Here is a 21,003-nt window from a genome sequence, read left to right as displayed (position 1 = left end):
ACTCGCTCGCTGAGCCTGTGCAGCACCATTCAAGACGAAGGAGTCCCCGGCACAGCCGCCCCTTCGCCCCGATTCTTAATTCATAAAGAGAGAGGGATAAAATATGGACCGCATTATCATCAGCCCCAGCAAATACGTGCAAGGCAACGGGGCTCTCGCCAATATCGGCAACTACGTTAAAGCGCTCGGCAGCAAGCCGCTGATTCTGGCCGACGCCTTCGTCACCAAGCTGGTGGGCGATACCGTGGCCACCAGCTTCCACGGCGCCGGTATCAAGCCCGAGTTCGACTGCTTCAACGGCGAGTGCTCCCGCCCCGAGATCGACCGCCTGCTGGCCCGCTGCAAGCAGATCCCGTTTGACGTCATCATCGGCATCGGCGGCGGCAAAACGCTGGATACCGCCAAGTCGGTCGCCTTCTACCAGAAGGTGCCGGTGGTCATTGTGCCCACCATCGCCTCCACCGATGCCCCCACCAGCGCGCTGGCGGTCATCTACACCCCGGAAGGGCAGTTCAGCGAATACCTGATGATCCCGACCAACCCCAACATGGTCATCATGGATACCGGCGTGGTCTCCCGCGCGCCGGTGCGGCTGCTGGTCTCCGGCATGGGGGATGCGCTCTCCACCTACTTCGAGGCGCGCGCCAACAAGGTGTCCGGTTGCCAGACCATGGCTGGTGGCGCTTCTACGCTGGCGGCGCAGGCCATTGCCGAGCTCTGCTACAAGACCCTGCTGGCCGACGGCTACAAGGCCAAGCTGGCGGTGGAGCAGGGACTCTGCACCAAGGCTGTGGAGAACATCATCGAGGCCAACACCTACCTGAGCGGTATCGGCTTCGAGAGCAGCGGGCTGGCCGCTGCCCACGCCATCCACAACGGCCTGACCCAGCTGGCCGAGTGTCACCACCTCTATCACGGTGAGAAAGTTGCGTTCGGTACCTTGGTGCAGTTGGTGCTGGAGAATGCGCCGATGGCGGAGATTGAAACCGTGCTGGGCTTCTGCCGCTCTGTGGGCCTGCCGACCAACCTGCATATGATGGGGGTCAAGGAGCTGGATATGGCGCGCCTGATGGAGGTGGCCAAAGCCTCCACCGCCGAGGGCGAAACCATCCACAATATGCCGTTCAAGGTCACCGCCGAGGATGTGCTCGCGGCCATCGTCACCGCCCACCAGCTGGGGCTGTAACCACGCCACGACTGACCCTGCCATATAACAAGGCCCCGCAACTGCGGGGCCGTTTCGTTTTCTGCGGGCCAGTTGGCGACGGGTCGCCGTCAGCCGTGATAGTCGGCGGGATCGATCTCGAGCAGCTTGAGCCGTCGCCACAGGGTGGTGCGGCTGATGCCCAGATGCTGGGCCATCTGGCTCACCTGCCCCTTGCAGGCATGGGCGCAGCGCAGGATGGCCTGCCGCTCCAGCTCCGCCAGCGTGAGCAGCGGTTGCCCCACCACCTCGTCAGCCACCCGCTGATAGCCGTGGCGAATGGCGGCGGGCAGCGCCTCGGGCGGGATCGGCCCCTGACCGGAATGAAGCAGGGCATGCTCGACGGCGCTGCGCAGCTCCCCCAGATTGCCGGGCCAGGGATAGGCCAGCAGACAGTCGAGGGCCGCCGGACTGAACTGGCGCACCGGCTCGCGCCCCTGCGCCCCTAGCTGCTGGCTGATAAGGCCCGGCAGATCGGCACTGCGCTCCCGCAATCCCGGCAGCCACAGCTCGCACGCTTGCAAGGCATAGAGCAGCTGGCGGCCAAACAGCCCCTCCTGCACCAGTTGCTCCAGCGGAGCGCTGCTGGTGGCGATGATCCGCACCTTGAGCGGCAGAATGCGGGCCGAATCGAAGCGCTGGATGCGACCGGTCTTGAGCAGTTGCAGCAGCGCGGCCTGCATGGGAGCAGAGAGGCACTCCACCTGCTCCAGCACTAACGTGCCGCCATGGGCCAGCTCGAACTTGCCCGCCCGCTCCTGCCCCGCCTCGTCGGAACCCATCAGCTCCAGCGCCATCCGCTCGCTCGGCAGCGCCTTGCAGTTGAGGGTAATGAGCGGCCCGGCGGCCCGTTCGCTGCCAAAGTGGATCGCCTCCGCCAGCTGGGCCTTGCCCACCTCCTCCTCGCCGCGCAGCAGGATCGGCCCCTGACTCTGGGCCGCTTGCCGGGCGTAGCGCAACAGCTTGCGCATGGCGCTCGACTCCCCCACCAGCGCCGACAGCTCGGGCACCGTCTGGCGCAGCTGGTGAATGGCCCGCAGCCGGTCAACCGGGTGCAGCAGGGCGATAAAACTGACCCCCTCCGGCCCCGGCAGCGGCTTGAGGCTCACCAGCGCATTGATGAACTCCCCCGCCTGCGCGCCGAGCCGCTCCAGCGTCACCTCCACATGACTCAGCGGCGTCTGTCCCCTGATGGCCAGCTGCAACCGCTGGGGCAACAACAGGTGCTGCTCCAGCGGCTGGCCGAGACAGAGCGCCGGATCGAGCCGCAGCCGGTTGGCCGCCAGCGCGTTGAGGTAGCGCAGCCGCCCCTGCGGATCCCAGGCCAGCACACCGTCATCCATGCCATCGAGCAGGGCATAAAGCTCGCTCAGGTGGTGCTGGGACTCCTGCATCAGGGTCTCCATCTGCAGCAGATGGGCCAGCTCGCGCCCGGCGCTGACGGTGAGCGCCAGATCGCCGGCGCTCGCCTCCTCCACCTTGCAGATCAAAGCGATGATGGCGACCTGACGGCCATTGCTGTTGTAGACCGGGCTGGCGCAGCTGTGCCATGGGTGGAGGGTCTGGTTGAAGTGCTGGGGGCCGCTGACGCAGAGCGGCACTCCCTCCAGCGCCGCCAGATTGATGGCATTGGTGCCGATGCGCCCCTCGCTGAAAAAGGCGCCGGGGCCAAAACCCAGCGCCGCCAGCTCGCGCAGGGTATCGGGGTGGCCGGTCTGGGCCAGCAGGCAGCCGCTCTCGTCGGTGAGCAGCAGGGCGCAGGGGCGCCCCTCCATAAATTCGTAGAGATCTTCGAGGGCCATCTCGCCGGTGGTGAGCAGGTCGCGCTTGCGCTGGCGCAGGCTCTGCAAGGTCTGGCCCTTGGCGCTGTGGGGCGGATGCCAGAGGGTTGCACTGGTCTGGTGGGCGCAGCGCAGCCAGGATGCCTGCAGATAGTCAGGCCAAGCGAGCAGCGGCTGAAGGTCAGATGGCATGGTCACAGCAATATCCGGCAAGATGTGAGCCGACCATTTAACCACGCCAGCGCCCCCGATTCAGTGACCTGCCTCAGAGGGTGGCAAACCATCCTCGGCGGGAGCCGGGTCGGCAAACTGCAACTCAAGCCAGCGGCAGAAGGCGCGGCACTCCGGCATAGTCTCGCTCTCCTGATGCACCAGCAGATGCCACTGCGGCCCCTTGACCCTGTGGGGGGAGAGCGGCAACAGCTGCCCCTGCTGACGAGCGGGACGGGAGAGCCGCTCGCTCACCAGGGCGATGCCGAGCCCCTGACAGGCGGCGTCCAGCAAGAGGCCGGGATCGGAGAAGTTGAGCCCCCGGGTCTGCAACTGCAGATCCTCTCCACCCTTGAGGGTCCAGTGGTGCCAGTCCAGCTCCCGCTCCCCGTGCAGGGTGGTGCGTTCTGCTGCCGGTTGGGCCAGCACGGCGGGGGCGGCCACCGGCAGCAGGCGGTCTGCCAGCAGCAGCTGGTGGCGGCACTCGGCCTGTGGAGCCAGCTCCCAGCGCAGGGCGAGATCGATGGTTTGCTCGGCCATGTCGGGCTCTTCGTCGCTGGTGAACAGCCAGAGATCGACCTCGGGATGGGCGCGATGAAAGGCCCCCAGCCGCGGCAGCAGCCAGTGGCGGGCGAGGGCGGTGCTGGTGTTGAGCACCAGCTGGTTGGGCTTGCGGTACTGCTCCAGCCGCTGGATCCCCATCGCCAGCTGCAGCAGCACGCTCTGGGTGGTCTCCAGCAGATCCTGCCCCGCATCGGTGAGGGTGACCGAGCGCCCCTGCCGGTGAAACAGCGGTTGGCCCAGCAGCTCCTCCAGCGAGCGGATCTGCTGGCTGATGGCGGACTGGGTCAGGTGCAGCGCCTGCGCCGCCTGATGAAAACTGCCTAGCCGGGCCGCCGCCTCAAAGCCCCGCAGCACGTTGAGCGGGGGCCACTGCTTGAACACCATTGATTAGCTCTACTTATCACTTGTACCGAAAATCGATCGTTTGTTCACCATCCATGCTGCGGATAGTCTATTACTCAGCGTGATTCGATTAACAGCGCTTGTTTTTGATCCCCCTTTTGTTGGGCCAGGACGCTCAGGTTCGAGCCCGTTTTCACAGGAGTCATCTCATGTCATCCCGTCGCCATGTTCTGAAACAGCTGGCCGCCCTCGGCGCCTTGGTCGGGCTGGGTACGCTGCCAAGGGCCAAGGCCGCCGCAACTGTCGCCAGCCCGGCAGACGCCCGCTTCTACATGCCGGAAGAGTCGACGTTTCAGACCCGGGTCTGGGTAGCGTTTGCCGCCAGCGAGGCCATCTGGGGCAGCGACTATCCGGCGGTGCAGGCCACCATAGGTCGGCTGGTGCAGGCCATGGCGCCCTATACCCAGGTCAATGTGCTCTGCCGCGAAGCCGAACAGGCGCTGGCCCGCCAGCTCTGCGGTGAGCAGAACACCCGCTTTGTCGTCGCCGAGCTGGACGACATCTGGCTGCGGGATACCGGCGGTGTCTTCGTTCAGAACGAGGAGGGGGAGCTGGGGCTGGTGGATTTCAACTTCAACGGTTGGGGTGACAAGCAGGAGCACGAACAGGATGCGGGGGTAGCCGAGCTGGTCAGCCAGCAGGCGGATGCCCACTATCTGCGGAGCAAGCTGACCGGCGAGGGGGGCGGCATCGAGGTGGATGGCAACGGCACCGCCATCCTGACCGAGAGCTGCTGGCTCAACAGCAACCGCAATCCGGGGGTGAGCAAAACGCAACTGGAGGTGGAGCTGAAGGCCAATCTGGGGCTGCGCAAAATCATCTGGCTGCCGGGCATCAAGGGCCGTGATATCACCGATGCCCACGTCGATTTCTATGCCCGCTTCGTGCGCCCCGGGGTGGTGGTGGTCAATCTGGACAACGACCCCCAGTCTCACGACTACGAGGTGACCCGCCGGCACCTGGCCATTCTCAAGCAGGCCACCGATGCGGACGGCAACCAGCTGGAGCTGCATGTGCTGCCGCCACCGCTGGACGGGCGGGACAACCGTTTCCGCCGTAGCCGGGATTTTGCCGCCGGCTACATCAACTATTTGCCGATCAATGGCGCGGTGATCGCCCCCGAGTTTGGCGACAAGGCGGCCGACAGCTACTGCCACGAGCTGCTGGCCCGCCTCTATCCCGGCCGCGACATCGTGCTGATCAATATCGATCCGGTGGCCGCCGGTGGCGGCGGCATTCACTGCATCACCCTCCACCAGCCTGCCTGACCCTCTCCTACCCACTGATAACCCGGGGCGTTGCCACGCCCCGGGTTATTCAAAAAGTTGAAACTGGGTGGAGCTTTCCATGGGTGCTCCTTAAGTGTATTTTTGCTCGGCAGTAAAAAGCAGGGCCAAGAGACAACGCCAAGCGAATGCGCTTAGCACCAAAGAATGGTGGGTGATATCTTGATTTAAAGTAAATTTTTCTGGGCATGTCAGCATTATATAGAAAAATCTCTTAACGGATTCGTATCGCCTTTTATCTCATCAGTGCTAGGAGGCAAGGAAATCATGAACGTCGAACTTCTCGCTGCACCACTAAAGAAGATCCTTGAGGCGGAACTGGCATTGGGAAACTCCATTCAAGAAGTTTCAGATTGGCAGCCTAAATGTCAGTTACTCATTGTTCTTAAACGCTCTTTCAATCGGCGATATGAACTGGAAAAGGACGTGGAATTTGCCGAACTCGATATTTGCCATTACTGGAAGGCTGAATACCGCTACCGAGACGGCTTACAGTGTTTGGTTTGTTTGGGCAATGGCTAGTATGCCGTCACGGACAATACGGATGTCTTGTTTGCAGCAGGCTAACTTTCTGCTGTGTTCTAAATTTCCGCAGAGCGCGGCATTAGACGGTACTTGAATGATCAACCGTAACGAAATGATGGGACTCTTGCTGACTGTTTGCCCTAGGGTAAAGCCGCTGTGGTTCGCTTTTCTCGAAGATTGGCGGGATGATGGTGTAGATCTCCCCCCTTTATTTATTTTTTGGCGACATCGCACGGCTGGTCTCCTCGCTCTATCAGGAGGGTTGTGAGAATGAGCTTCGTGATATCTTTTCTGTTATCGAACGTTGGTGTACAGAGGGCGACGACTATGTTAGAGAAGCGACACGCGTCGGAATACTCGAGGACCTGCAAAATATGAATCTAATGGGGCTTGTTCCCCCTAAGGCGTTAATTCGATTTCTGGGCCCTCAATCCTCTATGGATTGGCACGAACTAGAGCAATTTTGGGGTAATGTGAGTGAAATCAGCCCGTAGGTTCGATTAGCCGCAAGGTGTAATCTGACGTTCGCATAAATCGATTCCCCCGCTATAACAGCTACTCCCATTTCCCCTCTGATAGATGCCGTTGACTCACGGAAATTCCGTAACAACGGCATCTCGAACATCCGATTACGTTTCGCTAGTCAAACCTGCATGGGGCGGTAATAGACAAAAGAGCCGTCCTTATGGGCGGCTCCTGGCATCAACAATGGTGGCTGAATCGTCTTTTTACCGAATCGTTATTGGGCCTTGGGCGGTTCCACCGCTGCGGTTGCCGGTTGGTCATCTTCCTTGATCCAGGCATCCAGCAGGGTGTAACCCACCGCCAGCACCACCGGGCCGATAAACAGACCGATGATCCCCATCGCCAGCAAGCCGCCGATAACCCCTACCAGAATGAGGATGAGCGGCAGGTTGGCGCCGCGCTTGATGAGGAAAGGGCGCAGGAAGTTGTCCATGGTGCCCGCAAACAGTGACCAGACCAGCAGGAAGGTGCCCCAGGTGGTGTCGCCGCTCCAGTAGAGGTAGCCGATACAGGCCAGCAGCACCGGGAAGGGGCCGATCTGGGCGACGATCAGCAGGAACATCACCACCACCAGCACCATGGCGTAGGGGATACCAGCAATCAGCAGGCCAATACCGGCTACCGAGGATTGCACCAGCGCTGTCACCACCACCCCCATGGCCACGGCACGGATCGCCTGAGAGGCCAGCACGGTGGCGTTGTCGCCCCGTTGCCCGGCCAGACGGTGGGCAAAGCGGCGAATGCCGGTCGCCACCACTTCACCAGAGTGGTAGAGCAGGCCGCAGATGCCGACAGTCAGCAGGAAGTGAACAAACAGCAGCCCCAGATTGCCCGCCTGAGCGGCGAGCCAGCGGGCGGTCTGGCCAAAGTAGGGGGCCAGCTTGGCAAACAGCACCTGACCACCGCTCGCCAGAATTTGCTGCCAGAAGCCGTAGAGCTTGTCGCCTACCAGCGGGATCTGTTGCAGCCAGAGCAGCTCGGGCGGCGGCGACTGGCTGATATTGGTGCCCAGCTCGATCAGCATGGGTGCTTTCTCCGCCACATTGGCCAGCGTCATAAAGAGCGGGATAACGAACATCAGCAGCAGCACCAGCGTCATAAAGAGGGCCGCCAGCGACCGCTTGCCCCACAACACCCGCTGCACCATCAGCATCAGCGGCCAGGTGGCGATGGTGATCATGGTGGCCCACACCAGGGCGGGCAGGAAGGGGCGCAGCACCATGAAGCAGGAGACGATGAGGAGGCTGAGGAACAGCACTCCCAGGGTTATCTTGGCCAAATCCACTTTTTTCATATTCATAGCAATCCCTTGTCAGGGCCTGGGCCCTTGGGTAGCGGGTCATTATTCACGAGTGAGAGTATCCACCAGAGGCCGGCGCTCAACCAGAGCCCCAGGCAACAATAAAGCAGCCACTGGCCGAGCAGGATAAGCCAGGAGCTGGTCAGCCAGAGCGGCAGCACCCACCAGAGCGCCCCCAGCGGCAGGCCGCCGAGCAGCGCCAGCAGCGGGGTGCGCCAGCCAGTCTGCACCGTGCGCGGCAGCGGCAACATCATGCCGAGGGTCAGCCCCAGACTGAAGGTGGCCAGGCCCGCCAGTGCCGAGGATTGGCTCCACCCGGCGGCCAGCGCGCAGGCGAAGGTGAGCCCGGCCCAGCTCCACGGCTTGGCCGCCAGGTTGGCGAGGCGGGGGTGCAGGGCCAGCAGCAATGCGCCAAGCAGCAGGCCTGCCGCCACATCCGACAGGAAGTGAACCCCGAGCCAGACCCGGGCCAGCCCGGTCAGGGCCGCCAGCAGCAGGGCCAGGACGGTGCTGCGCCAGGGGTTGGCGGGCCAGCACCCTCTGAGCAATGCGCCCCAGAACAGCAGTGCCGAGGCGGTGTGGCCGCTCGGCATGCCGAAGCCCTGGGCGCTGCCTTGTGCCAGCGCGGGATCGAGGTGGAAGGGTCTGGGCCAGCCAATCCCCTCCTTGGCCACCTGCACCAGCAGGGTGAGGGTCAGCATGGCCAGCAGCAACTGGCGCACCCTGGGCCAGCCCAGCCAGGGCAGCAGCAAGGGTAGCAGGGCAAGCTGAAAGGCGGCTGAACCGAACAGGTTGCTGACCTCGAGCCAGCGCACCTGGGCACCGAGCCAGGTCTGCAGCTGGTGGATCAGCGGCACTTCCATTTGGTGCAGTGCATTGCTCTCGCCACGAAAATCGGGCTGCCACAGCACAGGGCTGTCGGGAATGGCGGCCAGTTGGGGGGCCAGCCAGTCGAGCTGCGCCGGAAAGCGGCGCTGATCATCCGGCAACCGGGCCGGAGGGATCAGCCTGGCATTGAGGATCTCGCCGCCCAGATTGGGGGCCCGCAGCAGAGAGACAAAGCCAGAATCGGTTTGTGCGCGAATGGGTTCCAGGGTCTGGCAGGCAAACAGCAGGGCGCGCTGCCATGGCCCCAGCTCGGTGATGACCCGACCCCGCAGGCCGGTCTCTTCATACAGCTCCCGCAACGCCGCCTGTTGCGGCGTCTCGCCCGCGTCTATGTAGCCGCCGGTCAGGCTGTAGCGGGACGAGACCCTGTCCTGTACCAGCAACAGCTGTTGTTGATGTTTGACGACGCAGACGGCTGCGCTTGGCGCGGCCAGAGCGGGCAATCCCGCCAACAGAAGACAGAACAGCAAAAAACAGTAGCGCGACATAACCGCCTGACGAGTGAGGGAGAATGGGCACAAGCGTCACAGAAATCAGATAGTTGGGCAATGGTTTCCGGTCTGGCTTCGCGACTTGGGGCGGCCTGACGAGGGGCCGGCCCGGCTGCGCAAGGATTGCCGCGGGGAGAGGCAGTCCCTAGTATTGGCAGCTATGTTATTTTCATGCATCAAACCTTGGGACCCTCCATGAAACAGTTTGGCTTTTTTCTGGGTATCGCCATCGGCGTCATCCTGATCCTGTTCGGCAGCATCGTCATCTTCCAGGCCCTGCCTGCCGCGCTGGACGTGCTGGAGATGCCGAGCCGCATCCCCTTCGTGCGCGAGGTTTACACCTGGCTGATGACCAGCGCCAGCGGTCTGACCGGCCAGTTGGAGCAGAACTTCCTGGAGGCGTTCCAGACCGTGCTCAAGCTGATCCTGCTCATCACCTTCATGTGGGTCTGCGTCAAGCTGGTCAACATGGGGGTCTTGATCATCCGTGCCGGGGTGGACCTCATCCGCACTGCCATCGAGCACAGCGAAAGTGCCGAGACCAAGAAGTCCGATCACGACCACCACTTCCAGTGAGCGGATAGCACCATGAAACAGGCCACCTTCGGGTGGCCTGTTTGCATCCTGGGTTTATTCGATCGTGGGCAGGTGATCCGCCGGTGGTGACTGCACCACATCCTGATAGCGAGCGATGAGCCGCTTGAAGGCCTCCCCCTGTCTGACCTTGTCGAGCGCCTGCTGCAGGCGGGCGACCTGCTGTTTGTCCGCCGCCGGGTTGAAGGCGAAGCAGTTGTCCTGATCCGCCAGGGTGGCGACGGTGACGAAGGTATCGGGTGAAAAGCCGAGCTGCCTTGCCTGGTGGAACAGCATGACTTCGTTGCCGGCCACCAGATCGGTGCGGGCCATGATGAGCTGGCGCACCACCTGATCCATGCGCTCCACCGACATCAGGTTGGCGGGACTGATGCCCCGGTTGAGCAGCAGCTGCTCCCCCACGTCCGCCTGCATGACCCCGATCTGCAGTTTGGTCAGGTCGGCCTTGCCGGTCACCTTGGGGGCATCCCGCTTGCGCCCTACCAGCGAGACCCGCGAATGGCTGATGGGGCAGACCCAGAGAAAGTGGGGATCCCGCGCCTGGGTGTGGGCTGTGGTGAACAGCACCGCATCCGGCTGCTGGGTCAGCAGATACCAGGCCTTGGCCCAGGGCATGAAGTGGATGGGCTGCTCCGGCTCGCCCATCTCCTGCCACATCAGCCTCAGCAACTCAACCGCCAGGCCGGTGCTGTTGCCCTGCTCATCCTGGCCGTTGAACGGCATGTTCTGCTCGGAGTAATAGGTGAACGCCGAGGCGGGCAGGGCTGTACCAAGACAGCAGCAGATCATCAGGCTGAGCAGACGCGACATGGCAGCACTCCTTGCAACAAATCGTCCTTCCAGTTTAGGGGGCTATGTCGAGAAGTTCATGATTTCACGCGCCCGGTAGCGTTGATGGCGAGGGGGTGTGGTGGGGAGCGACGGGCGGATAACAGCCAGGCCATCTTGCGATGGCCTGGTGAGGGGCTTACTTGAGCAGGGCTTCCATCTCGGCTTCGGCAGCGGCGCGCGCGGCCTCGGCCTTGGCGGCTGCATCCGTTGCGGTGGCAGTGGCGCCGCTGACCGCCTGCTTGGCGGGCTCGGTCACGGCCTTGGTGGCCTGCTGTTGTACGGTGGCAGTGGCGCCGCTGACCGCCTGCTTGGCGGGCTCGGTCACGGCCTTGGTGGCCTGCTGTTGTACGGTGGCAGTGGCGCTGCTGGCCGCTTGCTTGACTGGTTCGGTCGCGTCCTTGGTGGCTTGCTGCTGCACGGTGGCAGTGGCGTTGCTGGCCGCCTGCTTGGCGGGCTCGGTCACGGCCTTGGTGGCCTGTTGTTGCATGGTGGCTGTGGTGTTGGTTGCAGCCTGCTTGGCCGGCTCGATCACAGCCTTGGTGGCCTGCTGCTGCACGGTGGCGGTGGCGCTGCTGGCCGTCTGCTTGGCCGGTTCGGTCACAGCCTTGGTGGCCTGTTGTTGCAGGGTGGCAGTGGCGCTGCTGGCTGCCTTGCCGGCTTGTTGTTGGGCAGAGGTAGCGGCGCCGTTCACGACCTGCTTGGTGGTGTCAGCCATGGTCTTGCTGGCGCCCTGCTGCAGGGAACCCAGCACGCTGCCAAATACCGAGCTGGTGGTGGCGGCGCCAGTCAGGCTCTTGGTCGTCGAGCCGGTCAGACTGTTGGTGGCGCCGGTGAGCGCGCTGGTCGCTGGATTGCCCTGCGTCTGCCAGTTCTGCATCTCGGTTGGCCAGCTCGGGGCGCCGGCCGCCAGGTTCTCGCCAAAGACCTGGGGCGTACCGTCCCCCTTGAGCAGCATGACGGACATCTGGTTGGTCTGTGAGTTCCACACCATGCCGGCCTGCTTGGCGACGTCCGGCACGGGGGCGTAGCGAGAGACCACGTAGAACAGCGGCCCCTCCTGCTGCAGCTCGTTGGCGGTCTTGAGCAACTGCATGGTGCTGTCGTAATTGGGGCCGAGGATGCTGGTCATCCGGTCCTTGATCATCGGCTGTTCAAACAGATTGGCTTCATTGGGGTCGAAGCCGACCAGGGGTTTGAGCAGGGCCCACATCAACTGGCTGGTGGGGCTCATCATCAACAGGGGGGCGACGCAGGCGGACAACATCAGGCTCAGGCAGGCCGCCTGGAGCAACGGCATGATACGCATTGGGATAATATCCAAATAACGATTTGATTAATAAGGTTATATTCGTCGAGAACCGACAAATCCACCGGGGTTTTCCTGCACCTGTTTTGACGGGCATGAGCAGGCGCTGGCAGGCTATCATATTGGCTTGGGAATGCCAGCGAGGGCGCTGCTTATTAATCAAGTTTGTATCGTTTCTGGTCGCCTGAACCTTCTATCGAGCAAGGAGAGACATCATGTATCTGGGCAAGAGGGTAGGTGGCTGGCTGTTGCTGGCGCTGCTGGGCGGGGTGACCGGCACTGGCGTGGCGGCAGAGCCGAAGCGGGCGGAAGTGGGGGCCGAACTGGTGCTGCCGCTGGGCTCGCTGCCGGAGCGAGTCTGCTGGTATCAGGATCAGAAATATTCGCTGGGTGCCAGGATCCAGCAGGGCGACAGCTGGCTGGAGTGCGCCCCGCAAAACGAGCTGGAGAGCAACGGGCCACTGGTCTGGCGCGAGCCGGAAAGGGCGTCGGATGCAGCCGGCAAGGCGACGAAGAGCGGTATCATCAGCGTCGGTCAGTGAGGCTTTTCTTGATCCAGCTAAAGACATGGACGTGACCTCTATCGCATAATGCGGCTCTTTTCCTCTCTTGGCTGGAACCTAAGAAATGGCTCGTCGCTCTTCCAATGCACAACGTCGTCGCAGTAGCTGGTGGTACAAACGCCTGTTGGCAAGGGAGCGGGAAGAGCGCGAAGCGCGTTCCGTCCGGGATTGATACAGCAGTGAAAACAGAGCCTTGGGCTCTGTTTTTTATTCATCACCGCAGACGATCACCGTGACACTTTGCCTATGCACAGCATGTTTGCCGTAACGGGTGGTACAAACGTCTGTTGGCAAGGGAGCGGGAAGAGCTCGAGGGCGCTGCGTCCGGGATTGATACAGCAGTGAAAACGGAGCCCTGGGCTCCGTTTTTTATTTATCCAATACCGTCATGACGAGAACGGGGGCCAGCAGGCCCCCGTTTTGCTTTTGCAGATGTTGGCTGCCTGCGACTTAGCGCTGCAGGGCGGCCAGTGCCAGCTCGACCCGCTTGGCGTACTCGGGGTCGGCCTGCTCGAAGTGCTTGAGCTGGGCCGCGACGATGGCGTCATCCTCCACGTGGATCAGCGAGCGTGCCAGGTTGGCAGCGAGGCGCGAGCGCTGCCCCTCGTCCATGATCCGGAACAGGTTGCCCGGCTGGCTGTAGTAGTCGCTGTCGTAGTCGCGAAAATCGTAGTGCAGGGCAGCCCCTTCCAGACTCAGCGCCGGCTCGTGCTGCTCGCTCGGCTGCTGGGTGCCGAAGCGGTTCGGCTGGTAGTTGGGACTGGCGCCGCCGTTGCTGTCGGCCCGCATGGCACCGTCGCGGTGGGCACCGTGGTGGAACGGGCAGCGCGGGGCGTTGACCGGCAGCAGGCCGTGGTTGACGCCGAGGCGATAGCGCTGGGTGTCACCGTAGGAGAACAGGCGACCTTGCAGCATGCGATCCGGCGAGAAGCCGATGCCGGGCACCACGTTGGCCGGGGTAAAGGCGGCCTGCTCCACGTGGGCGAAGTAGTTGTCCGGGTTCTTGTTGAGCTCCAGTACGCCGACCGGGATCAGCGGGTAGTCGCTGTGCGGCCACACCTTGGTGAGGTCGAACGGGTGGATCTTGTAGGTCTGGGCTTCGGCCTCCGGCATCACCTGCACATAGACCTTCCAGCGCGGGAAGTCGCCCCGTTCGATGGCGTTGAACAGATCGGCCTGACTGGTCTCCCGATCCTGGCCGACGGCGGTGGCGGCCTCTTCATCTGTGTAGAAGCTGTGGCCCTGCTCGGTCTTGAAGTGGAACTTGACCCAGAAGCGCTCGTTGGCGTCGTTGATGAAGCTGAAGGTGTGGCTGCCGTAGCCGTTCATCTCGCGCAGGCTCTTGGGGATGCCGCGATCGCTGAACAGTATGGTGACCTGATGCAGGGATTCCGGATGGCGGGACCAGAAGTCCCAGGCGGCGGTGGCGCTGCGCAGGTTGGTGCGCGGATCCCGCTTCTGGGTGTGGATGAAGTCGGGGAATTTCAGCGGATCGCGAATGAAGAACACCGGGGTGTTGTTGCCCACCAGATCCCAGTTGCCCTGCTCGGTGTAGAACTTGAGGGCGAAGCCGCGCACGTCGCGCTCGGCGTCGGCGGCGCCCTTCTCACCGGCCACGGTGGAGAAGCGCAGGAACACCGGGGTCTGCTTGCCGACGGCATTGAACAGGTCGGCCTTGCTGAAGGCGCTGATGTCATGGGTCACGGTAAAGGTGCCGTAGGCGCCGGAGCCTTTAGCGTGAACCACCCGCTCCGGGATCCGTTCCCGATCGAAGTGAGCTAACTTTTCCATCAACCAGATGTCTTGCATCAGTACCGGGCCGCGGGGGCCGGCAGTGAGGCTGTTGTTGTTGTCGACAACGGGGGCGCCATTGGCACTGTGCAGGGTCTTGTCGTTCATGGTGCTTCTCCTTGTTGGTGAGCCTTGAGTCTATAACAAGGAAAAACCAGGGCACCAATGGGCCCTCCCTCGCCCTTTGATAGGCATCATAAATGGGTGGGGCTGGGGGATGACCGGACCCTTGTGATGCTGCATGATGAGGTTTTCGAGAAGGAGCCTCAGATGCAGATCACCATTCGTCACGCCGAACCCGCCGATGCCGCCGCCTTGCGGGATCTCTATGCCATGCCCAACGCCCAGGCGGGCACCCTGCAACTGCCCTATCCAACCCTGGGCGTCTGGCAGAAGCGGCTGGAGAGCGGCAGCGTGGTGGCGCTGGTGGCCGAGGTCGACGGCCTGCTGGTGGGCCAGCTCTCGCTGCACATGGAGCCCAATCCCAGGCGCAAGCACGTGGCCTGTATCGGCATGGGGGTGCGGGATGACTGGGCTGGCAAGGGTGTGGGCTCCGCCTTGCTGGGGGCCGCGCTGGAGATGGCCGACAACTGGCTCAACCTGCAACGCGTCGAGCTCACCGTCTACACCGACAATCAGGGGGCACTGGCGCTCTATCGCAAGTTCGGTTTCGTCGAGGAGGGGCTGGCCCGTGGCTACGCTTTCCGCCAGGGTGAGTATGTGGATGCCCTCTACATGGCGAGGATCCGCCCATGATCGACTATCGCCGCCGGCTCATCCCGGTGCTGCGGGCGCTGGAGCAGGATCCGGATCTCTCCATCGAAGCGCTGGCGGAGCGGGCCTGCCTCTCCCTCTACCATTTTCACCGGGTGTTCACCGCCGTGGCGGGCGAAGCGCCGGGGGAGATGTGCCGGCGCTTGCGTATGCAGCGGGCGGCCTGGCAACTGCGCTACACCGATGCCAGCATCACCGCCATCGCGCTGGGGGCGGGGCTAGGCAGCTCCCAGGCGTTTGCCAAGGCCTTTCGTCGCTACTATGGCTGCACACCGGGCGCGTTTCGCAGTGACAAGAGCAAGAATGGACACCTGGAGAGCAAGGATGGACACGCATGGGATGGGCCGTCCCCTTATGCTGAAGGCCACTCATCAGCAAGGAGCAACACTATGAAAACTGTCGAGATGGACGCCCGCACCTTGGCCTATATCCGGGTCACCGGTCCCTATGGCGAGGGTTATGATGCCGTCTGTGGCCGCCTGCACCAGTGGGCCGCCGCGCGCGGGTTGGAGGGCGGGGAGTGGATCTTCATCTACCACGACAACCCGGAGGTGACGCCGCCGGCCCAGTGCCGCACCGACATCGGCATCACTGTGCCGCCCCAGACCCGGGGTGAGGCAGAGGTGGAGACCCAGCTCATCCCGGCCGGCCGTTATGCCCAGTCCCGCTACCTCATCACCGATCGCAGCCAGTATGGACCACGCTGGCAGGAGCATGTGGGTGACATAGTGGCAGCCGGGCTGGAGTTCGGCAGCGGCCCCTGCTTCGAGCTCTACCACAGCGTGAGCAATGATCCTCTGCGCGACGACGTGAGCTTCTGCTCCAGCGTGCGCTAGGTGTGCGGCCATAAAACGAGGCGCCCTGGGCGCCTCGTTTTGTTTGGGATGGAGACCGGTCGCTTGCGCTGTCGGCCGCGACCGTATCAGGGTTGGCTGGGCACCTTGTCCCGCCGGGACTTCCACCACCAACGCAGCCAGATCTGGGAGATCAGGCATGTGGGCAGCATCAGACGACAGGTCGAAGCTGGCCTGCTCGGCTAGGATTGGCTGGGCACCTTGTCCCGCCGGGATTTCCACCACCAGCGCAGGCGGATCTGGGAAATCAGCATGCCTGCCAGCATCAGGGCGCAGCCCACCATGGCGCGCTCGTCGAGGGTTTCCCCCAGCAACAGCACGCCACCGATGGCGGCGAACACCGTCTCCAGACTGAGGATGATGGCGGCATGGGCCGGATGGGCGCCGCGCTGACCCACCACCTGCAGGGTGTAACCTACCCCGACCGACACCAGACCGGCATAGAGCAGGGCCTGCCAGCCTGCCACCGCGCCGCTCAGACTGGGGGTCTCGATGACCAGCGCCGTGCCCAGACTGAGCAGGCCGCACACCACGAACTGAACGCCGGCGAGGCGAATGGGGGCGACCCGGCTCGAGTAGTGATCCAGCACCAGCAGGTGTACGGCCCAGAACAGGGCGCCCACCACCTGCAGCAGGTCGCCGTAGCCGATGGTGAAATCTTCGGTGACGCTGAGGTAGTAGAGCCCCGCCATGGCGATGAGGGCGCCAACCCAGGTGTTGGCTCCCGTCTTGTGGCGCAGGGCGAGCCCGATCACCGGCACCAGTATGATGTAGAGACCGGTGATGAAGCCCGCCTTGGCTGCCGTGGTGTAGAGCAGCCCCACCTGTTGCAGCGAGGCGGCGCTGAACAGCACGGTACCGGCGATGAGGCCGCCGGTCAGCAGCAGGCGCCGATCACCGGGCTGGGATCTGGGTTGGCGGGACTTGAGCCACCACAGTAGCGGCAGCAGGGAGGCGGCCCCCAGCAGAAAGCGCAGGCCATTGAAGGTGTAAGGCCCCATGTGGTCCATCCCGAGTCGCTGGGCCACGAAGCCCAGCCCCCAGATGGCGGCAGCCATCAATAACATCATGTTCGAACGCATAGATTCATCCCTGAAAGACGGACGGACAGGGCCGTGCCGCAAAGCGCCAGCCTCCAAGATAACCGTGCGCGGGGGGATTTGTCTTTAGCTGTCGATGAGGTTGGCAGTGTGAGCGGTTATCCCAAGGTCTTGCCGCAGCTCGAGCGGCTCAACCGTTGGCAATGCCGGCCAGCAGGGGGATGAGGGCAAGCAGCAGCAGGTTGCCGCGCAGGATCCAGATCACCCAGAACTGCTGCTGGATGGAGACCATGGGGGCGCGCCCCTGGCGCAGGGAGCGGCGCCAGCGGTAGAAGAGACGGCTGGGATAGCCAAAGCTGATGGCCATCACGCAGAACAGCAGCAGCTTGGTGCGGTAGCCCGGATTGGCGAGCAGCACGGACGGCTCGTCGGGGTGGGCGAGCACCTGCAACACCCCGGTGATGAAGATGAGCAACAGGGCCAGCGCCGCCAGGCCGTCGGCCAGCAGCAGCTTGCGTACCTGCTCGATGGACATGCCGCGACGAAACAGAAAATATTCGGAGGTGATCGCTCCGGTCAGGGTGATCACGGCGCAGTAGTGCAGCGCCATCAACAGATCCGGGTTCAGCATCCTTGTCGATTACCTCTCTTTGAGCAGATGGTCAGCTTCCCTTTGGACGCCATCTCGCGCTGCTGATATTCTGACACTACGCGTTGTCTGGCAATAGCAGGAGTCAGGATTGGATAAACGAGCGGTTTCCAAAAAAACCTGGTCCCTGGTTGCCCGGATGCGTCTGGGCCTGCTTCTGCTGTTCATCCCGGTATTGATGCTGGGGGGCATCTACTACCTGCACATGGAGCGCAGCCTGCAAAACGAGTTGCAGCAGCGTCTGCTAGCCACCAATCACCAGCTGCGCCACGTCTTCATCGAACCCTATCTGCACGAGATGGAGCGCCAGTTCACCCTCATTTACGATCAGGTGCAGGTGGCGGACATCAGCGGCCCCCGTCTGCACAACACCGAGACCTATCTGAAGGAGTGGCAGCTCTACAAGGGGGTCATGGCCGACCTGGTCTACATCTACATCGGCACAGCCGAACGCCAGATGCTGATCTACCCCGCCTGGCAGGCGGATGCCAACTTCGATCCCAGGGTTCGCCCCTGGTATCAGCTGGCCAGCCAGCACGTGGGCAAGATGGTCTGGACCGAGCCCTATTACGACTATACCAACGGCAATCTGGTGATCGCCCTGGCGCGAGCCCTGACCGACCAGGATGGTAGAGTGCGCGGGGTGTTTGCGATGGATGCCATCCTGGCCCCCTTTTCCGCCCAGCTGAATCGCCAGCTGGGGGATGGCTACCAGATGGTCGTCAACCAGTCCGGCAAGGTGCTGGCACATCCTGACACCGCCCAGCTGCTCAAGCCTATGGCCCATCCCGAATGGCTCTCCCGCTTCAGCCAGGAGGACGGCATCTTTCTGGACAAGGCCTCCAGCCAGTTCGTGGCCTATAGCAAGCTGCCCGAGCGCAACTGGGTGCTGATCAGCGTGCAGCCGGCGGCCAGCGTGATGGCGGTGGTGGAGCGGGTTTCCCTCAACGTGCAGCTGATGGTGGCGCTGGCCTGCGTGCTCTACGTGATGCTGGCGCTGGTCTGGTCCCGCTATTTTCGCCGCATGCTCGACGAGATCTCCAGCATGATCCGGGCGAGTCGGATGCAGCCCGATGACGTGCCGCAGGGGGGATGCGCGAGCTCAGACACGTCTATGCCGAGCTGGCGGAGGTGAGCAAGGATTATCACGAGGCGCGCCAGCAGGCCAACCTCGACAAGCTGACCGGCCTCTACAACCGTCGTTTCTTCGACGAACGACTCAATCGTCTGCTGTTCGAGCATCAGCCGTTCTGTCTGGCCATGGTGGATCTGGACGATTTCAAGCGGGTCAACGACACCTTCGGCCATCAGACCGGGGACGTGGTGCTCAAGCGGGTATCCAAGCTGGGCATGCGACTGCTGGGGGATCACGGCTGGGTTTGTCGCTACGGTGGCGAGGAGCTGGTGGTGTTGCTGGTCAACCCGGACATCCACTTCTGCCAGATGCTGCTGGAGCAGTTCCGCAAGGGGGTGGAGTCACTGGACTGGCGCGAGCCCGAGCTCAGGATCACCTTCAGCGGCGGGCTGGTGGCCAGTCAGGCGGGAGGGGATGGCAAGACGCTGCTGGAGATCGCAGATGCCGAGGTGTACCGCGCCAAACGCGACGGCAAGAACCGCATCTATCTGGGAAGGCCCGAGGCAAAGAGGCAGGAGGATGCCCCCCCTGCCGACGATGCACTGCTGAGCAAGGAAGAGGCCTGAGGGCCTCTTCTTCATTCAGGAGGCCAGCTGCCAGTCGAGGGTGGGCCAGGCCTGCTCGATGGCGATCTGGCGCAGACCGGGAGCAGGGTTCACCGCGTGGGGGTGGGTCACCGCCTGCAGCAGTGGCAGGTCGTTGTGGGAGTCGCTGTAGCCGTGGCTCTCTCGCCAGGGGTTGGCGCTGGCGGCAAACAGCTGGTTGATGCGGGCCACCTTGCCCTCGCGAAAGCTGAGGGTGCCGCGGGTCTGGCCCGTGAGCATGCCGGCCTCCTCGTCGAGCAGGATGGCCACGCAGTGATCCATCCCCAGCATCTGCGCCATGGGGGCCACCAGATGCTCGCCGGAGGCGGAGATGAGCACCAGCTCGTCGCCGCGCTGGCGGTGCCACTCGATGCGTGCAACCCCCTCGGGGTAGAGGCGCTCGCGCAGTACCTGCTCGGCAAAGCGGGTGCAGAGCGAGTCGAGCCACTGGCGCGTCTTGCCCGCCAGCGGTTGCAGGGTGAAGGCCATGTACTGGTGCATGTCCATCTTGCCCTGATGGTAGAGGGACATCATCCCCTGCTCCTCGGCGATCATGCTGGCCGGAGCCAGCTCCTCGGCCACCATGTACTCCAGCCAGAGGCTGGCGGAATCCCCGGCAATCAGGGTCTCGTCCAGATCAAACAGTGCCAGTGCCATGGGCGCTCCTCGCAGTGAAAATGGAAATGAAATGCGGCGTCATGCTACCTCACAGAGCTGATCCCGGGCCACTACCAGCGTCACGGCGCGCCCCACCGGCAGCAGCTCGCGGGCCGAGCGGTTGAGGCAATCCACCGTCAGTACGCCTGCCTCGCAGGTCACTTGATAGCGGATGACGTTACCAAGCAGCTGTTGCCCGCTGATGACCCCCGGCAGGTGAGGTTCATCGCTGCGGGCGCCGGCTGGCAGCAGGGAGAGAGACTCGGGTCGCAGCGCCAGCTTGCCCTGAAAACGGGGGCCAAACAGCGACTTGCCCTGCTCTGCGCCAAGCAGGTTGTAGTTGCCGATAAAGCTCGCCACGAACTCGCTGGCGGGACGGGTATAGATCTCCTCCGGCGTACCGCTCTGGACGATGGATCCCTTGTTCATCAGGAAGATCCTGTCCGACATGGTCAGTGCCTCCTCCTGATCGTGGGTGACGAAGATGGTGGTGAGCTCAAGGCGCTGCTGGATCTTGCGGATCTGCTGGCGCAGGCTGCGGCGGATACGGGCATCCAGCGCCGAGAGCGGCTCATCCAGCAGCAGGATCCGCGGCTGCACCACCAGAGCGCGGGCCAGCGCCACCCGCTGGCGCTGGCCGCCGGAGAGCTCGGCCGGATAGCGGCGCTCGAAGCCGGTCAGCTCCACCAGCTCAAGCGCCTCCTGCACGCTGACGGCGAGATCCCGCCCCGGCTGGGGCTTCATTTTGAGGCCGAAGGCAACGTTGTCCCACACCGTCATGTTGGGGAAGAGCGCATAACTCTGGAACACCATGCCGATGCCGCGCTTCTGGGGCTCCTGCCAGGTGATATCTTCACCGGCCACCCGCACCTGACCGCCATCCACCGGAGTGAGCCCGGCCAGCGCCCGCAGCAGGGTGGACTTACCACAGCCGGATGGGCCGAGCAGGGTCACCAGCTCCCCCTTGCGGATACCGAATTCGATCCCCTCGAACACTTTGGTGTCACCGTAGGATTTGTGCAGTTGATTCACTTCTAGATGGAACATAT

Annotated in this window: 19 protein-coding genes and 1 pseudogene; 9 read left to right on the top strand and 11 right to left on the bottom strand. The window is 63.2% G+C overall.

Features of this window, described 5'->3' with window-relative positions:
- Positions 1–103: 103 nt before the first annotated feature.
- Complete coding sequence (locus ACPDZI_RS20200) at positions 104–1,186, top strand: glycerol dehydrogenase (RefSeq protein WP_438833689.1); 1,083 nt, start codon at positions 104–106, stop codon at positions 1,184–1,186.
- Positions 1,187–1,275: 89 nt separating this feature from the next.
- Here ACPDZI_RS20200 and dhaR read toward each other — a convergent pair whose 3' ends face one another.
- Together dhaR and ACPDZI_RS20190 are read right to left on the bottom strand one after the other, a co-directional pair.
- Complete coding sequence (gene dhaR / locus ACPDZI_RS20195) at positions 1,276–3,177, bottom strand: dihydroxyacetone kinase operon transcriptional regulator DhaR (protein WP_438833688.1); 1,902 nt, start codon at positions 3,175–3,177, stop codon at positions 1,276–1,278.
- Between the two features lie 60 nt (positions 3,178–3,237).
- Positions 3,238–4,143, bottom strand: a complete 906-nt coding sequence (locus ACPDZI_RS20190) for a LysR family transcriptional regulator (protein WP_438833687.1) — start codon at positions 4,141–4,143, stop codon at positions 3,238–3,240.
- A 167-nt stretch (positions 4,144–4,310) separates the two neighbouring features.
- On the opposite strand from ACPDZI_RS20190, the gene ACPDZI_RS20185 reads away from it, so the two are divergent.
- From ACPDZI_RS20185 to ACPDZI_RS20175, 3 genes are all read left to right on the top strand, one after another.
- Positions 4,311–5,429: an agmatine deiminase family protein gene (locus tag ACPDZI_RS20185; protein WP_438833686.1), complete on the top strand. Its 1,119-nt coding sequence runs from the start codon at positions 4,311–4,313 to the stop codon at positions 5,427–5,429.
- Between the two features lie 285 nt (positions 5,430–5,714).
- Positions 5,715–5,969, top strand: coding sequence for a hypothetical protein (locus tag ACPDZI_RS20180; RefSeq protein WP_017410773.1), 255 nt, complete (start codon positions 5,715–5,717; stop codon positions 5,967–5,969).
- Between the two features lie 200 nt (positions 5,970–6,169).
- Positions 6,170–6,466: a DUF7674 family protein gene (locus ACPDZI_RS20175; protein ID WP_438834600.1), complete on the top strand. Its 297-nt coding sequence runs from the start codon at positions 6,170–6,172 to the stop codon at positions 6,464–6,466.
- 245 nt (positions 6,467–6,711) lie between these two features.
- Here ACPDZI_RS20175 and ydiK read toward each other — a convergent pair whose 3' ends face one another.
- Positions 6,712–7,797, bottom strand: coding sequence for an AI-2E family transporter YdiK (gene ydiK / locus ACPDZI_RS20170; protein ID WP_438833685.1), 1,086 nt, complete (start codon positions 7,795–7,797; stop codon positions 6,712–6,714).
- Positions 7,794–9,173 carry a bifunctional NUDIX hydrolase/phosphatase PAP2 family protein gene (locus tag ACPDZI_RS20165; RefSeq protein ID WP_438833684.1) on the bottom strand — a complete coding sequence of 460 codons (1,380 nt, stop codon included), beginning with the start codon at positions 9,171–9,173 and terminating at the stop codon, positions 7,794–7,796. Before ACPDZI_RS20165 ends, ydiK begins: the two co-directional genes overlap by 4 nt.
- 198 nt (positions 9,174–9,371) lie before the next feature.
- Here ACPDZI_RS20165 and ACPDZI_RS20160 point away from each other — a divergent pair, with 198 nt between their 5' ends.
- Positions 9,372–9,752 carry a hypothetical protein gene (locus tag ACPDZI_RS20160; protein ID WP_162498739.1) on the top strand — a complete coding sequence of 127 codons (381 nt, stop codon included), beginning with the start codon at positions 9,372–9,374 and terminating at the stop codon, positions 9,750–9,752.
- Between the two features lie 54 nt (positions 9,753–9,806).
- Here the strand turns inward: ACPDZI_RS20160 and ACPDZI_RS20155 are convergent, their stop codons facing one another.
- Positions 9,807–10,580, bottom strand: coding sequence for a substrate-binding periplasmic protein (locus tag ACPDZI_RS20155; protein WP_135318829.1), 774 nt, complete (start codon positions 10,578–10,580; stop codon positions 9,807–9,809).
- 157 nt (positions 10,581–10,737) lie between these two features.
- On the bottom strand, positions 10,738–11,907 hold the full coding sequence (locus tag ACPDZI_RS20150; protein ID WP_438833683.1) for a hypothetical protein: 1,170 nt from the start codon (positions 11,905–11,907) through the stop codon (positions 10,738–10,740).
- A 215-nt stretch (positions 11,908–12,122) separates the two neighbouring features.
- Between ACPDZI_RS20150 and ACPDZI_RS20145 the strand changes: the two genes are divergently transcribed.
- Positions 12,123–12,449 carry a YnjH family protein gene (locus ACPDZI_RS20145; RefSeq protein ID WP_438833682.1) on the top strand — a complete coding sequence of 109 codons (327 nt, stop codon included), beginning with the start codon at positions 12,123–12,125 and terminating at the stop codon, positions 12,447–12,449.
- A 471-nt stretch (positions 12,450–12,920) separates the two neighbouring features.
- Here the strand turns inward: ACPDZI_RS20145 and ACPDZI_RS20140 are convergent, their stop codons facing one another.
- A complete protein-coding gene (locus ACPDZI_RS20140; RefSeq protein WP_438833681.1) occupies positions 12,921–14,369 on the bottom strand; it encodes a catalase in 1,449 nt (482 codons plus the stop codon).
- Positions 14,370–14,531: 162 nt separating this feature from the next.
- Between ACPDZI_RS20140 and ACPDZI_RS20135 the strand changes: the two genes are divergently transcribed.
- Positions 14,532–15,017: a GNAT family N-acetyltransferase gene (locus tag ACPDZI_RS20135; RefSeq protein ID WP_207138439.1), complete on the top strand. Its 486-nt coding sequence runs from the start codon at positions 14,532–14,534 to the stop codon at positions 15,015–15,017.
- The gene (locus ACPDZI_RS20130) at positions 15,014–15,871 is read left to right on the top strand and encodes an AraC family transcriptional regulator (RefSeq protein WP_408756232.1); all 858 of its coding nucleotides are present in this window, start codon (positions 15,014–15,016) and stop codon (positions 15,869–15,871) included. The genes ACPDZI_RS20135 and ACPDZI_RS20130 overlap by 4 nt, the downstream gene beginning before the upstream one ends.
- Positions 15,872–16,071: 200 nt before the next feature.
- On the opposite strand, the gene ACPDZI_RS20125 is transcribed toward ACPDZI_RS20130, so the two are convergent.
- Together ACPDZI_RS20125 and ACPDZI_RS20120 are read right to left on the bottom strand one after the other, a co-directional pair.
- On the bottom strand, positions 16,072–16,971 hold the full coding sequence (locus ACPDZI_RS20125; RefSeq protein WP_076362794.1) for a DMT family transporter: 900 nt from the start codon (positions 16,969–16,971) through the stop codon (positions 16,072–16,074).
- Between the two features lie 148 nt (positions 16,972–17,119).
- Positions 17,120–17,560: a DUF2214 family protein gene (locus ACPDZI_RS20120; protein WP_011707672.1), complete on the bottom strand. Its 441-nt coding sequence runs from the start codon at positions 17,558–17,560 to the stop codon at positions 17,120–17,122.
- Positions 17,561–17,669: 109 nt separating this feature from the next.
- Here ACPDZI_RS20120 and ACPDZI_RS20115 point away from each other — a divergent pair.
- Positions 17,670–19,279: pseudogene (locus ACPDZI_RS20115) on the top strand (sensor domain-containing diguanylate cyclase).
- A gap of 15 nt (positions 19,280–19,294) precedes the next feature.
- Here ACPDZI_RS20115 and ACPDZI_RS20110 read toward each other — a convergent pair.
- Both ACPDZI_RS20110 and ACPDZI_RS20105 read right to left on the bottom strand, forming a co-directional pair.
- Entirely contained in the window at positions 19,295–19,954 is a 660-nt protein-coding gene (locus tag ACPDZI_RS20110) for an HAD family hydrolase (RefSeq protein ID WP_438833680.1), read from the bottom strand.
- Between the two features lie 39 nt (positions 19,955–19,993).
- A complete protein-coding gene (locus ACPDZI_RS20105) occupies positions 19,994–21,001 on the bottom strand; it encodes an ABC transporter ATP-binding protein (RefSeq protein WP_438833679.1) in 1,008 nt (335 codons plus the stop codon).
- Positions 21,002–21,003 lie beyond the last annotated feature (2 nt).

Origin of the sequence: Aeromonas oralensis (assembly GCF_049665575.1) — a bacterium.
In the GTDB taxonomy this organism is placed as follows: Bacteria; Pseudomonadota; Gammaproteobacteria; order Enterobacterales; family Aeromonadaceae; genus Aeromonas; species Aeromonas hydrophila.
The sequence above is the reverse complement of the archived record's forward strand: the minus strand, read 5'-3'. Positions and strand labels throughout refer to the sequence as shown.